Source organism: Sphingobacteriaceae bacterium GW460-11-11-14-LB5 (assembly GCA_002151545.1).
Classification (GTDB): Bacteria; Bacteroidota; Bacteroidia; order Sphingobacteriales; family Sphingobacteriaceae; genus Pedobacter.
Window position 1 is genome coordinate 290,863 of the sequence record CP021237.1, and the last position, 13,399, is coordinate 304,261.

Genomic DNA, 13,399 nt, shown 5'->3' on the forward strand with positions numbered 1-13,399 from the left:
TATTATGAGTTACAAATGCATGTCTCGCTAATTATGGTTAATTCCCTCATTCATCTTACATTTTCCATCTTTTAAGATCCTGAGCTAAACTCAGGATGACGCCAAGGGTATATGGGAGGGGGAATTTGTCGTCACTGAACACTTGTTGTGCATTACAAATGCATGTCTCGTTAATTATGGTTAATTCCCTCATTCATCTTACATTTTCCATCTTTTAAGATCCTGAGCTAAACTCAGGATGACGCCAGGGGCATATGAGTGGGGGAAAGCCGATTTTATCGCCACTAAACTCTTGTTGTGCATTACAAATGCATGTCTCGCTAATTATGGTTAATTCCCTCATCCGTCTTACATTTTCCATCTCTTTTAAGATCCTGAGCTAAACTCAGGATGACACCAGGGGTATATGGGTGGGGGAAAGCCGATTTTATCGCCACTAAACACTTGTTGTGCATAACAAATGCATTTCTCGCTAACATTGGACTCAAGGTTAATTCCCTCATCCATCTTACATTTTCCATCTTTTAAAATCCTGAGCTAAACTCAGGATGACGCGAGCATATTCTATTTATGGACGATCTTCCAGTGTGCCTAAAAATGCAATAATCTGTTTGATCTCCAGTTTGCTTAAGTTCAGCTTATCGGCTGATAAAGTCTGGTTTTGAACATCGATTCCCATGCCTGCGCCACCACCTCGATTATAAAAATCCATCACCTGTTCTAAGGTTTTATAAACACCGTTATGCATATATGGACCTGTTTTGGTGATGTTTCTTAAAGTAGAGGTTTTAAAAGCGTGTTTATATTGTGGGTACGCATAAAGGGCATACCGGCCTAAGTCAGCATCTATTTTAGGTTTTAAGGTGTCTGTAGTGGCGGGTACGCCTAAAACTTCTGCTTCACTTTTGATAAAGAGTGGTGCCTGTGTGCCATTAAATAAAGGTGCAAAATGACAGCTACCACACTTTGCTTTTCCCATAAAAAGATTAAAACCCGCTTTTTCTTCCTGATTTAACTGTTTTTTATCGCCCTGCATGTAGCGGTCAAACCGGGCGTTAAACGGAGATAAGGAACGGATATAAGATGCCAGTGCATGCTGGATTTTCCAGGGATCGGCTTTTGCAGTTTTATCCTGATAGGCTTTTTGAAATAAAGTTAGATAGTTTTTTGATGAATTAATTCTCGTTGCGGCCTGGGTTAGTGAACCATTCATTTCCTGTTTATGATGGACCACATCAAGCGCTTGATCTTCTAAGGTTCCGGCCTTTAAATCATAAAAAAATCCACGCTGTAACCCAGCATAAGTTAAGGTTGGTGTATTCCTCAGTAAAGATTTACCATTTGATATTCCTGTTGCTTTAGTTAAACCATCGGTAAAGGCAAGTGATTGCTGATGGCAGCTGGCGCAGCTCCGGTTATTTCCATTAGAAAGTATAGCGTCGTTAAACAAGATTTTCCCAAGTGCAATTTTATCATCATTAATAAATAGGGTACTGTTGCCTACAAATTTGTTTACATTAAAGGCATTTACCTGAAACATACTTGTTGCATCATCGCGTAACGCAGCCCCGCTGGCAGCAGTGGGTATTTTTTTTTCTAAACGAAGTAAATTGATGTGCTTGCTGATTGGATCAAGATATTCGGTAATAAAAGTCAAACGATCGAAATGATTAAAATCGGGGTTTTTATCCAGGTAGCTTATCGCTGAAGGTATCAATTTAGCTGATGCATTATTTTCATACTTTGCCAATACGTTTGCGATTCCCTGTAGTGCTGAAGCCGTTTCGGGTATCGATTGTAAAGCGTTTGGGGTATCAAAACCTGTAATGCCTAAACTGGTAATCCTGAAAATTTCTAAACGGATGGCATCAAATAATTGTGCATCGGTAATCTCGTACTGTTCATTAAAACGACTAACACGCTGCAGGTTGAGCTGCATTTTTTTTACCTCGTTCCCTAATTCTTTTCGGTTTTCTGTTGTTGGTTTTTCATAGATAATTTCTTCCATCACCTGAAAGCCTGTTGGATTTTCAATGAGATTTTCACCCAGTTCAATTTCATCTATGGGCGCTCCGTTTAGCAGGGCAGAAGTTGAAGGAAAAAAGTATTCGATATAATACTCCAGCTCTTTGTATTTTTTTCTGGCCTGTAAAAAAGTTTGTTTTATGGCTTTTTCGTCCCTGTTTTGAACTGCATTCGATAATTTTTGGTCAATAATGCTTTGAAATTCAGTGAGCTGCCGATCAAAATCTGCTTTTATCAGTGCTGCGTTTGATCTGTTTTCCGTTTTACAGAAAATGGACAACAGGCTAGTAAGGGTAATCAATACAACGAAAAAAACAATTTTTTTAAGGCTAAACATGCTTAGGAAGGAGTTGAAATAAAATAGAAAAATCCCTTCCAGCATTTGCCGGAAGGGATAGAGAGGTGATTTGAGTTATTTAGAAACGCCGCGAACAATTACAACTTGTCCGCCTTCGTTATTATTTACCAATCTTGTTGTACCACCATCCGCATTTTTGTATTTATCACTTGTCCAGGTGTGCGGGTGTAAATTAACGATGAATGTATCAGGAATGCCTGTCAATGCAGAGATATCATACATCGCCCCATATTCCCATGTACTTAATTGTACACTGTTTGATGGATTATATTTAGCGTTAAAAGTAGCATCTGTTCTGCGGTGGTTCATTTGTAACATCGGTTTTAACGATTTTGAAGCCATTGAAAATTGCCAGATGGTTCCATCATGATCATTGTTTTTATAGAACGAATCCCCATCTTCCTGGATGTACACATAGTTTTCAGTTACACATAAGTTATCGGGATTGACAATGCTTTTTCCAGGGTTGTCATTGCCATCAACCGCAACTTCTAATTTACCTTTTAACGGATTGCTTGCATCCAATACCAATTTGTATACACGGCCCCACATGGTTTTTCCACTTACGGGTGTAAGTTTATCGCCCTGACTAACACCGGTTGCGGTAAAATATACTTCGCGTCCGTTTGCTGCACTGCCTTTTCTGTAATCGATATCTTCTACACGAGCCAGCATTAAAGCTTTTTTATCGATCGTTTGTTGCTGTAATTGTGCGCCTGTACTGCTTTTTACATTGTCTAGCTCCACAAATTCAACATCATAACTTTGTCCTTTGTCCATGTTGGTTTCTATCGGATCGTTATTGCTGCGTTTCATCACATATAACTTTCCATTTTCTAAATCACCCTGGGTGTTAGATACATACATGGCCAATTGTCCATCTGTTTCATCCTCACCAATCAGGATAACGGTTTTGCCAGAATATGATGCTTTAGGTAGTGGTACCGCATTTTCAGCACTCCATCTGCCCAATGCACTGACTGTTCTTTGTTTGTTCTTTTTATCTGCAGCGGCAAGTGGATCGATCGCGTGGATCATTGATTCTGCACCACTTTCTCCTGCCGTTAAGAAAACTGGTTTAGAAAAGCCATGTTCTTCTGGCGTTACCATTGTAGCAGAACATAAACGGGTCATACCGCCATCAGAATCTACAATATATTCTCCTTTAACAGGTTTGAAATTTTTATCTAAATATACCCTCGATACTGATTGAAGAATTTCATGGTTATTAATCATGATAAAACCTTCGCCAGCTGGATTTTTAATAATTCCAGCTCCATCGGGTTGTGCGCCAAATATAAAATTTGGTGATTCTGCCAGTACATCATCCGAGCTAATTAAAGTAGTAATATTCAGACTTTCGAAACCAGGCATGGCTTTTACCAATGAAGGGTTTACCGAATAATCTTTAAGCGTAACCGGAGTGGTTTCAGGGCTTTCTGGCTCATTATTCTTTTTACAGGCACTGATCACAATTGCCGAAGTAACGAATGCAGCTACAGCAAGGGCTAAAGCCTTTTGCTTTAATAATGTTTTGTTCATAAGTTTTGTTTTCCGTTTGAGGCAAAATTACATGGCCCATGTTTCCGGAAATTAAAGTATATGTTAAGCTAATCTGCATTGTGTTATTTAGAATTGTTCTTGCGATCGTGAATTTATTTAAGACTCGTAAAAAATGGTGATTCACTCCAGGCATAATATTGTATCCTCTTACATAAACCGGCAAATATGGTTTTCAGCTGTTTATTATTTGAGTTGCTGTTTTTCGTAATCACTTCCTTTTAATGCTATGGCCATTGCCTGCCAATAAAAATTCCTTCCGAAAAAGCGATAAAATGGATTTCTGTATTGTTTCATTGCCAGTAAATCCCACAATCCGAGATAGGTCCATTCCATGGTGCCAAATAAAGTTGACTTAAGCGCTTTACTTATTTTTTTAAATTCATGCTGATCGATTCCAATATCTGTTAATTGCTGGTTCTGTTCCAACATTACTTTCGGATTAAGTTCAGTATCCAGATAATCCCTGGTCAGTATGGCCCAGGTATCGATATGCGTAGTTTGAGGGATTTTATTTCTCGCTGCAAATGCTGGTAGCAATTCCGTATCGCCATGATTTAGGAAAATAATTTCCCTGTTATCGATAATCAGCGAATGTGGTGAGGTGTTGAGATCGACAGCGTTTATTCTATCCCGGTTAACTATTCGGTTTTGGTGGAGCGTGCTAAAGAACAGGTTATACCATTCAAATTCAATACTGTGCGCTAATATGCTGTAGCTGCTCTCTTTTATCATCGTAGGCTAATTTTGTGTGTGATCAGTATTGCCTGATTGAAAACCTTTGATTACCTGATGTTTACTTTTTAATATTTGCTGATCTACAAACGCTTTACAGCCATTTCGGATGACATCGGGCAAAAGGTCAATACCATTTTTACGCCAGGCAATTTCTTTAATCGGCCAGTCGCAGTTTTCAGTATATGCTTTATGGGCTTTCAGCTTTTCGCTTGTTACTTTAAAGTCGTTAATCAGATAAGCGTGACCTAACCTAAAATTGTTATAAAAGCTATCCATGTCATCAAATAGCGCATGGATATATGCTGAAGTTTTTAATATATTTTGCCATGCCGTTTCTTCCGTAATTAAGCCTGCCATAAAAGAAGTTCGCGATAGTTCTATGATGCGCTGGAGGTCGAAACCCCAAAGTAACAATGGAGGTTGATCATCTTTTGTTTCCCAGCATGCTTGCACATAACTTTCGGGCAGTTGTGTAAGGTCGGCCAGGCGGGTGATCATTTTTTTGATTTCTTCTGCTGGCATCAGGTGTTTCTCGGTAGCAAACAGTTCGCTGTGCATGCCGTTAAAAAGGCGGTCAATAGTTTCATTGTACGATTTTTCTGACAATACGCCCCAGCTTTGGTCGTTGCCTTCCAGCCGTTCTTCTTTTGTGGTAACGATAAAGGTTTTAAAATCCACTTTTTTAGGCAACCTTATTTCGCAAGGCCAATACTCAAGGGTTTCAATCCATTCTCCATATTTATACCCATCAGGAGCATCTAACTGCAGCGCTTCCCGTTTTGGTTGAGGCAACCAGTTTGCACCCGTTAATTTGTAATATTTCTTCTGCTCGTTTATTCTTCTCCGCGTTATTTTCTGGATAAAAATTTTACCTATTAATCCCCCGAGAACCAATGCAATGGCAAGCCCCACATAATACATCCAGGTTTCTATTTTATTGATCTCTTTTAGCCTGGAGAGCACGGCATAAGTAATTATTACGGGTACACAGGCCAGTACCAAAAACGCCCAACCTGCACTATTGGTATTGCCATCCTGCGGATTGTACCTGGGCTTTGCTTCTGTTTCGCCGGGATGGTTCTGAATAAATTCCTCCATTATATTTTATGTATCCTGGTTATTGCTATTATTTTATTTTCCTGTTATATTATTTGCATGGTTTGATAGTCTAATAAACTTAGGCCTAAAGGTCTGGGGTGTTTTCTCCACATCATCGTTCTATTGTCTGTACTGCCTTCAGTAAAATCCTCGCAGATAAAAGAAAACAGGTAAATATTATGTTTTTGAAACACCAGTTCGTCATCTTTAATCAAGGGATTTTCCTGCAGCACAGAAGCCATTTTTTTGATTAAACTTAATGGGTTGGAGAAAACAGCAGTGCCCTGGAAATGAAGTTGCCTGGCCCTGTCATCGGCAAAAAATTCAGTCAGTTTGCCGTCTTCGTATTCCAGCGTTATCCCTGTTGCCCTGTGCTCCGTTTCTATAACCCCACGTTGTGCACCTGCTTCCTCTAAAGCTTTCATAGCTGTTTTTAGATCCTCTTCGGTAAAAAAATCCTTAAGCATATGGAAAGTGTCCAGCAACTGTTCTTTTTGTGACAGAGAATTTCTTTCGGCAGTAATCTCGCCTAAAATATTTTTAAATGCGTTTACCTGTAATCGGGTCATCTCAAATGCCACTTTGCCCAGCCCAACACCAGGTAACAGGGCCCAGTTATTATCGTATGGTATGTTTGTTGGCATGACATTAATTTTATTCTGATTACGTCCAGGCAAACTCACCATTAAGTTTTATTTCCTGTTCAAATCGGTTATTAATAATGGATTGTCTTGTTGTAAACGATCGATTAATTCTTTCACAGCTGCCATTGAAGGATTTTGCTTAAGTTGTTCTACTTCTGCATTGGTAATGTCCACCAACTGTAAAAAACTTACCTCGCCGTGTGGAGTATCTATTTTCCCCAGTTCTGGATCTAATGCAAAAACAAATCCTGTTATTTCAGTGTCGGCATTTAGTTTAATAGGGCCGTTAGCTGGGATAAAGTGGTTCTCTTCAAACCATTTCCCGCTCGAGAATACATACCTGGCCAGGTTATTCATCACGTTTATGGCCCAGATGGGATCATGCTCATCATCTTTGAATGGGACCAGCCTGAACGTAAATTCAAAACCCCATTTGCTAAATTCTCCGCCGGCTTTATCTTCACTATAATACAGTTCGCTCATACCATAACTGATGATGTGCCGATGAAAGGTTTGGTGGCTGCAATCATAAATACTGGCGCCATCTATCGGGTCTGTTCCACCAGCCATGTAATGGATTCCGCACAATGGCGGGTAATGGCGTGCCTCTAAATCACCGTATATCTTCTCCAATTGATCATCTATCGCCTGCCATCCTGGTGTATCTTCAGAGGTAAATTGTTGTTTAGAGTTCTGGGTTCATCATGTTTTTTTATTAAGCCAGTTCAAAGATTTTGCCATTTCTGCTGTTAGGGCAATTAATCACTATCTACGTAATTATTACAGCTTGTTCATTACATAGGTAAATGATTCTTCATAAGTCACATTGTTGATGGTTTCTGTTTCACGCTGCGATAATTCCAATTGCGTATCAGAATTAAATTTGAATTTAAAGAAAACAGCACCATTTCTATCTCCTCGCATGATCATTTCATCGCCCTCTATAGTAAACGAATAACGCTGTTTAGAACTACTTTTTTCGATATAATTTAGTGTGTTGCCCGCAAATTCAAAAATAGTCGTGCCACTTGCAATCTTTTCCTCATCTTCAACCTTTTTGCCATTATTAAAAGTAACGGACCGGGTGAGTACCAGATCCCATTTGCCTTGTATTTTTTGATTATTGATGTCGTTGTCGCTCACTTTATCTTTTTTACATCCGGTAAGTGCAGTTACGGTCACTAATAAAACCAATATATAAAGTTTCATAATTTTAAGTTTTGGTGCTGTTCGTTATTTTCTGCTATAAATGGTTTCTGTCACTTCTTTCATTTCAATAGCGTTGTTTTTATAATCATATTCTTCAGTATGGGAGTGCTGCGTATCAGAATAAAATTTCAATTGATAATAAACGCCACTGTTATCTTCTCTTAACCTTATTTCGGTACCAATAATGGCATAGCTGTAAGTATCTTCAGGGGTTCCGTTAAAGTAATAAGTTATTTCATTTCCCTTGTATTCAATTTCCCTTTGGTTGGCTATATAAGGGGTTGTTTTTTCGGAGACCAGCTTGTTGCCAGCCTTCTCGTAAACCTTTTCTACCTGTGAGGTAGCCATCCATCTGCCCTGTAATTTGGCTATAGTGGCCTGGCTGCTATCGGTTTCTTTATCTTTTTTGCAACTGGTTATGAAAACTGCAAATGCCATAATCAGCATGATCATTAGGTGTTTTTTCATTTTTATCTAATTTAATTGTTACCTGTTCAAAATCATGGTAAATCTTGAGGTTGTCGTATTGTTGCTTTGTACTGATTCTATTACGAACCTGTTGGCGGTCAGTTCTTTAATGTTATAAGTATAATCTCCTATGCGCATAGAAGTATTGCTGGTAACGGTATACGGTTCTTCTGCATCGCCCTCCAGATTATTGAAAGAAATCCCATTTGTGCGGAATTCAAAATACATACCCGGCCTGCCGGTAAGGTTTTCTGTTTTTTCTGGATTGGGCGGGTTTGTGGTAATGATAGTGCCTGATTCAAAATTCCATTTGCCTAATACCTTGGCTTTAACTGCTTCTGCTGGGTTTTCAGTTGGCGCTTTATCTTTTTTGCAACTGCTTATGGTGAGTGCTGATGCGGCAATAAGCAGGAGTAATATTAATTTTTTCATTGGTTTTGATGTAAAGGGTTTACAAATTGTCTACCTATTCACTTTTATCTGCTGGTTTTGCCATGGTAAAAATAGTGATGCCGTCTACCGTCAGTGATTTTACATAAATGCTGATTTGCGGAAAACTATTGGTTGTCGTGGCGGTGTAAAAGCTTTCAGATGAGCTGCCAGTCTTTCCATCGGTAAAGACAATTTTTCGTGGTTTTTTTACGCTGCCTATATGTACAATCGTAATTTCTCCAGAGGCATTTTTGATGGCTCCTGCAACCCATTTCAATAGAAATTCATCTGCTTCCTGCGCCATATCAATACTAATTCCACAGCTCCCATTATTTATCAGCTTACTTTCATCTTGCATGTAATAAGGGTTATTTACTGAATAATTGATGCCATAAAGTTTATAAGTCTGGCTTTTATTGCTTGCGTGATCCGTCAGTCTAAATTCAATTTTAATCGTTGAATCTTCTCCTCCGCGCTCTTCTACCTGGGCAAATACGCCGAACCCAGATAACAGCAACAATAGCATTAGCGCAGCGCGATACCATTTGGTTTTCATAATTTCTGGTTTTAGTGTTGTTTATGAAGCGAAATTGAATTTTCCCTCAAATACTTTCCCGATAAGCGGTAAAGGTTTTTCTACCTCATTATTGGCCGCTATAATGCCGAGCAAGAGTAATACAAATGGAATTAATAAAATGAGATAAAAAACACTTCCCAAAGATGGGATGATGGCCAGCACAACGCCACTTACAATACTTAAAAGGATAGAAGTGATGATAAGCCCGAGCGATTGGCCCAGGTGATAATTAACCAGCGTGCTTTTTTCTGTTGATTTTTTAAACTCGAGGTAAGAAATGATCCAACCGATCAATGTAATGTAGGCCAGGATAGCCATTGTTTTCTGTTTCATAGGATTAATTTTTTTGTTGAATTGAATAATCCAAAATTACCAGGGTATGGACGGGCAGCCAAGAAAAGTGAGACTACTCTGCGACTACCTGTTTTCATCAGAGCGACTACAAGGAGTCTACAGAAAGCGTTTAAACTGTTATATTCCAGTTATTTGTTGTAATTCTGCTTCCTCAAAAGTGTTTCTTTTTTCTATTTTTGATTATGCAGCTACCACTGAAAACATTATTAATTACCGTATCATTTGTCCTTATTTTTTTTAAAAGTGCGGATGCTCAGCAGATATACCTCGATTCGTTACGCGGCCTGCTTTCGAAGGATGGTGTTTCAAAAGAAGTACGTGTACAACTATTGTGTAAACTGGCTAAAGCGAATTTTGAAAAGAACCTGCCACTTTCTTTCCAGCAGGCCAATCAGGCGCTCCAAACCAGCGAAGGGCTAAAGGATGGAAAGAGTAAAGCCATAGCCTATGCAACCTTAGTTCACCTGTATGTTTGGAAAAAAGACTTAAAGCATGCTTACGAAAGCCTGGATAGTGCTATGTATTATGCAAAAAGAACAAAAGACCCGGTTGCTTTGGGCTTTGTATGGTTCAGGAGCGGTTGGTTAGACCTAATCAATGATGAAAGCGATAAATCTATAGCAAAACTGCTTAAAGCCCTTGATTTTTTTAAGGGACAACAGGCATATGAATACGAAAGCACCATCTATCACTATTTAGCCAGCTTTTATGGATATGGTAATAATCCTGCAAAACAAAAAAAATACGCCGATTTATGCTACTCCACTGCTGTAAAAAGCCAACAGGTTGATTTGTTAAATAATGCCTATTTTACTATTGGACAGACCTATTTCGACCGATTTAAGCTGGATACCATTAAGCGTAACCTGCTCGATTCGGCTTTATTGATTTACAAAAAGGCACTATTGCTGTCTAAAAAACAGGAAGGACGTCTGCTGATCCACAGCAATACAGCAGCAATTGCCTTAAACACGGCTAATACTTATTTTCAATATTTTCCAAACACCTACCGTGATAGTGCCGAAAAATATGTAGATATCGCGATAGAAATTGCAACAAAAACCAATTTACAAGAGGTGTTGTTAAACTGTTATGGTCTAAAGAGCGAATATGCGCTGCGTGATGGAAATTATGATGAGGCAGAAAAGACATTGTTAACCGGACTGAACAAAATTGCCGATGGCGTAGTAAAAATGCCACTTACCCAGGCCAGGATTTTCCAGGGACTTGCCAATATAGCCGAGAAAAAAGGAGATAAAGCAGCAGCACTAAACTATTTAAAGCAATATTTAACTTATTATAAAAAAGCTTTCGATGAAGAGAAAGTAAACAGTATAATAAGGGTAGAAGCACAATATCAGTCAGAAAAAAAGGAACAGGAGATTGCTTATCTCCATCAACAAACCGCATTTACCAAAAAACTGAATATTTTTTACATTATTTCTGGTCTAAGTGGAATAGCCGCATTACTTTTTCTGCTTATATCGTATAATTATAAACTTAAAGCATCGGTGAGGAAGCAGGAACTGATTGATCAGGAAAAAGATGCTGCTGAGCTGAGGGCACAGTTAAAAGAAGCAGAGGCTATTCAACTTCAAACAGAACAGGCCCTGCTTAAAGAACGGCAGGAACGTTTGGAGAAAGAGGTGCTGGCGGGTAACTTACAGATAGAGGAAAAAAATGAGCTGTTGGAATTATTGTCGGGTAAGGTAAATCACGAAAGCCATCTTTCGCTTGATGAACAGATTAAAAGAATTGTGAATCAACAGAAAAAAATGGATAAAGACTTTGAAGAGCATAAAACTGATTTTTTTGATACCAACCCTGTTTTCTTCGAACGTTTGCAACAAAAGGCTAATCATACGCTTACACGACTCGATTTAAAATATTGTTCGTACATGCTTATGGGTTTATCCAATAAGGAGGTTTCTATCCGTTTAGGTATCGAACCTAAAAGTGTGCGCATGAGTCGTTATCGCTTAAAACAGAAACTGGATTTAGGCAAAGACGAGGATCTGAATTTGTTTTTGCAGCAGGTGGCTAAGCCACAGGGGACGTAGGGGGAATGATTAGAGGTGTTGGATTTTGTCAAGTGAGTCCGGACGCTTAACCTAACAGCCCTTGTTTAGCCAGCCAGTAAATCAAAAGGCCAGGCTTTTATGCCCGGCCTTTTGATCTTAATTTTTAGCGAGTGTTGCACCCGGTCGGTAATAATATTCCTCTTCCTCAAAAACATCATCAGTTTTATGCTGAATATGGATTACAGGCGTTGGTTCGTCTAACCTCACCATCGGCCCGTTTTTTGCCAGTTCGCTACCAGGCACTTTCGATTTAAAGATAGGCCATAACAATTGTGCATACCATTGGTCGCCTTCATAGTGCGAAATGCCATAAGCCTTAGGGTATTTCCTGGTAATTAAAGCTGTACCGAAAATGATATCCCACAAGAAAAACATGTTGCCAAAATTTCCTTTGTAATAGCCAATGCCGTCATCGGTAGTAGCAGCATGATGTGCATGATGGGTTGCAGGTGTAGAAATTGTTCTTTCTAAAACCCAGGCCAACGGGTGCAAAATTTTGTATTTATAAAAGGGTTTATCCCATGGTATACTTGAGTGTGCCAGTGTAGTAATTGTACTTTTTATGCCTTTTACCACAATGGCTGGAATGCCCAGTCCTAAATAAACCAAAGCTGTGGTTAAATAAGTCTGTGAGAAAAACAAGGTATAAATGGCATTTTGCCGGCTCGCCATGGCCATGCCCATGTAAGATGCAGAATGATGTGTACGGTGAAAGCGCCATAACCAGGGAATTTCGTGATGTAACCTATGGTACCAGTATTGGGTTAGATCATCTGCTACGGCAATAATGAAACAGCCCCAGAAGAAAGGGACCCATTCAAATGCATTTTTAAGATCCGGCAATACAGCAGGCAAGAACTTTAATCCATAATAGGCAACAACTGGTCTGATAACCAGTCTTGGTAAGGTAAAGCAGGCTATATCTACAAAACGTTCATTTTTTGGCCATTTGCCCTTGTATAAACCAAATGAAAACTCCAATACGCCAATAAAGAATACTAAAAAAGGAAAACCGAAACCATTCAGGTTTTCAATAATGTTTTTGATAAAATTAATCACTTGTTCCATTGTTTGTCGCATTTTTAGGGGTTACAGATTTATTTTTTTCGGTTTTATGCTTTTGTTTTAGCCAGGGTCTTTCACCGGTTATGGTAAAAGTGGCAAACATAAGGGCGATGGGTAGCGCGTAGATAAAAAGGCTTAAAAATGCGTTTTTTATAATCCGCTTTCGGGTAGTTTCCTCAATTTTCATAGATGAGTTCTTATTTTGTATTAATGATGTTGGTTGATTTTTTATCGCTTAGTAAATGCCTGGTGAGGTATAACCCACCAAAAATGATAATGAAAGGAACTAAGGTTACAACAATGCCAACCAATATTTTTTTTCCCAAAATGGTAAAATCTGATAATGTCATTTTTTTAGGTTTTATAGAGATGATTAAAGTTTGGGTAATGCCTTGCTGTAAAAACAGGATGGATGTTTTTAATTTGACATTAAACCGCACTTCATTTTAATAAGGGTGAGTTCGATGCTACTGAATTAGCAACAACAGGGAGGGTACATGCGCATAGAAAAAATAAGTAAGTGTGACATATATTTTTATTAAGCGTTAATATTCAACGTGTTTTGACAAATATAAAAATTTTTATTAAAAGACTATAAAAACTATAGAATTTGTAGTTATTTTTTTGAACCCTGTTACAATGCCTTTAAAAATTGTTGCTAAAGACAATGCAAAAAGGAGATTAATTTCAGTTAGAGCCGATAAATCCTGTGGCAATCATTCAATTATTGAATTGATGATATTCTTGATGGTACATTCGGAGTGGTTTAATTTAATAACCTGCTGCGAAA

16 protein-coding genes are annotated in these 13,399 nt (G+C 38.6%); 2 read left to right on the top strand and 14 right to left on the bottom strand.

Annotated elements, in window-relative coordinates; all coding sequences use genetic code 11:
- Positions 1–320 precede the first annotated feature (320 nt).
- The 12 genes from CA265_01150 to CA265_01205 all read right to left on the bottom strand — a co-directional run bounded on the left by CA265_01150 (position 321) and on the right by CA265_01205 (position 9,442).
- A complete protein-coding gene (locus CA265_01150) occupies positions 321–521 on the bottom strand; it encodes a hypothetical protein (GenBank protein ARS38369.1) in 201 nt (66 codons plus the stop codon).
- Between the two features lie 47 nt (positions 522–568).
- Positions 569–2,407, bottom strand: coding sequence for a hypothetical protein (locus tag CA265_01155; GenBank protein ID ARS38370.1), 1,839 nt, complete (start codon positions 2,405–2,407; stop codon positions 569–571).
- 30 nt (positions 2,408–2,437) lie between these two features.
- Positions 2,438–3,925 carry a hypothetical protein gene (locus CA265_01160; GenBank protein ARS38371.1) on the bottom strand — a complete coding sequence of 496 codons (1,488 nt, stop codon included), beginning with the start codon at positions 3,923–3,925 and terminating at the stop codon, positions 2,438–2,440.
- Positions 3,926–4,129: 204 nt separating this feature from the next.
- Positions 4,130–4,678, bottom strand: coding sequence for a hypothetical protein (locus CA265_01165; GenBank protein ID ARS38372.1), 549 nt, complete (start codon positions 4,676–4,678; stop codon positions 4,130–4,132).
- A gap of 6 nt (positions 4,679–4,684) precedes the next feature.
- On the bottom strand, positions 4,685–5,779 hold the full coding sequence (locus CA265_01170) for a hypothetical protein (GenBank protein ARS38373.1): 1,095 nt from the start codon (positions 5,777–5,779) through the stop codon (positions 4,685–4,687).
- Between the two features lie 44 nt (positions 5,780–5,823).
- Positions 5,824–6,465, bottom strand: a complete 642-nt coding sequence (locus CA265_01175) for a hypothetical protein (protein ID ARS38374.1) — start codon at positions 6,463–6,465, stop codon at positions 5,824–5,826.
- A gap of 6 nt (positions 6,466–6,471) precedes the next feature.
- Positions 6,472–7,068, bottom strand: coding sequence for a riboflavin biosynthesis protein (locus CA265_01180; GenBank protein ID ARS38375.1), 597 nt, complete (start codon positions 7,066–7,068; stop codon positions 6,472–6,474).
- A 135-nt stretch (positions 7,069–7,203) separates the two neighbouring features.
- Positions 7,204–7,632: a hypothetical protein gene (locus tag CA265_01185; protein ID ARS38376.1), complete on the bottom strand. Its 429-nt coding sequence runs from the start codon at positions 7,630–7,632 to the stop codon at positions 7,204–7,206.
- Between the two features lie 24 nt (positions 7,633–7,656).
- Positions 7,657–8,100 carry a hypothetical protein gene (locus CA265_01190; protein ID ARS38377.1) on the bottom strand — a complete coding sequence of 148 codons (444 nt, stop codon included), beginning with the start codon at positions 8,098–8,100 and terminating at the stop codon, positions 7,657–7,659.
- Positions 8,101–8,118: 18 nt separating this feature from the next.
- A complete protein-coding gene (locus CA265_01195; GenBank protein ID ARS38378.1) occupies positions 8,119–8,532 on the bottom strand; it encodes a hypothetical protein in 414 nt (137 codons plus the stop codon).
- Between the two features lie 34 nt (positions 8,533–8,566).
- A complete protein-coding gene (locus CA265_01200) occupies positions 8,567–9,088 on the bottom strand; it encodes a hypothetical protein (protein ID ARS38379.1) in 522 nt (173 codons plus the stop codon).
- A 21-nt stretch (positions 9,089–9,109) separates the two neighbouring features.
- The gene (locus CA265_01205; protein ID ARS38380.1) at positions 9,110–9,442 is read right to left on the bottom strand and encodes an import component protein; all 333 of its coding nucleotides are present in this window, start codon (positions 9,440–9,442) and stop codon (positions 9,110–9,112) included.
- A gap of 203 nt (positions 9,443–9,645) precedes the next feature.
- Here CA265_01205 and CA265_01210 point away from each other — a divergent pair, with 203 nt between their 5' ends.
- On the top strand, positions 9,646–11,523 hold the full coding sequence (locus CA265_01210; GenBank protein ID ARS38381.1) for a LuxR family transcriptional regulator: 1,878 nt from the start codon (positions 9,646–9,648) through the stop codon (positions 11,521–11,523).
- Positions 11,524–11,640: 117 nt separating this feature from the next.
- Here the strand turns inward: CA265_01210 and CA265_01215 are convergent, their stop codons facing one another.
- Complete coding sequence (locus tag CA265_01215) at positions 11,641–12,603, bottom strand: sterol desaturase (GenBank protein ID ARS42843.1); 963 nt, start codon at positions 12,601–12,603, stop codon at positions 11,641–11,643.
- Complete coding sequence (locus tag CA265_01220) at positions 12,596–12,796, bottom strand: hypothetical protein (protein ARS38382.1); 201 nt, start codon at positions 12,794–12,796, stop codon at positions 12,596–12,598. Before CA265_01220 ends, CA265_01215 begins: the two co-directional genes overlap by 8 nt.
- A 2-nt stretch (positions 12,797–12,798) precedes the next feature.
- On the opposite strand from CA265_01220, the gene CA265_01225 reads away from it, so the two are divergent.
- Entirely contained in the window at positions 12,799–13,059 is a 261-nt protein-coding gene (locus CA265_01225) for a hypothetical protein (protein ID ARS38383.1), read from the top strand.
- Positions 13,060–13,399: the final 340 nt, after the last annotated feature.

Coding starts and splice junctions, on each gene's coding strand:
- CA265_01170 (ARS38373.1), bottom strand. CDS start 5,779: ATGGAGGAATTTATTCAGAACCATCCCGGCGAAACAGAAGCAAAGCCC.
- CA265_01190 (ARS38377.1), bottom strand. CDS start 8,100: ATGAAAAAACACCTAATGATCATGCTGATTATGGCATTTGCAGTTTTC.
- CA265_01155 (ARS38370.1), bottom strand. CDS start 2,407: ATGCTGGAAGGGATTTTTCTATTTTATTTCAACTCCTTCCTAAGCATG.
- CA265_01175 (ARS38374.1), bottom strand. CDS start 6,465: ATGGTGAGTTTGCCTGGACGTAATCAGAATAAAATTAATGTCATGCCA.
- CA265_01210 (ARS38381.1), top strand. CDS start 9,646: ATGCAGCTACCACTGAAAACATTATTAATTACCGTATCATTTGTCCTT.
- CA265_01185 (ARS38376.1), bottom strand. CDS start 7,632: ATGAAACTTTATATATTGGTTTTATTAGTGACCGTAACTGCACTTACC.
- CA265_01160 (ARS38371.1), bottom strand. CDS start 3,925: ATGAACAAAACATTATTAAAGCAAAAGGCTTTAGCCCTTGCTGTAGCT.
- CA265_01205 (ARS38380.1), bottom strand. CDS start 9,442: ATGAAACAGAAAACAATGGCTATCCTGGCCTACATTACATTGATCGGT.
- CA265_01220 (ARS38382.1), bottom strand. CDS start 12,796: ATGAAAATTGAGGAAACTACCCGAAAGCGGATTATAAAAAACGCATTT.
- CA265_01200 (ARS38379.1), bottom strand. CDS start 9,088: ATGAAAACCAAATGGTATCGCGCTGCGCTAATGCTATTGTTGCTGTTA.
- CA265_01195 (ARS38378.1), bottom strand. CDS start 8,532: ATGAAAAAATTAATATTACTCCTGCTTATTGCCGCATCAGCACTCACC.
- CA265_01165 (ARS38372.1), bottom strand. CDS start 4,678: ATGATAAAAGAGAGCAGCTACAGCATATTAGCGCACAGTATTGAATTT.
- CA265_01225 (ARS38383.1), top strand. CDS start 12,799: ATGAGTTCTTATTTTGTATTAATGATGTTGGTTGATTTTTTATCGCTT.
- CA265_01150 (ARS38369.1), bottom strand. CDS start 521: ATGGAAAATGTAAGATGGATGAGGGAATTAACCTTGAGTCCAATGTTA.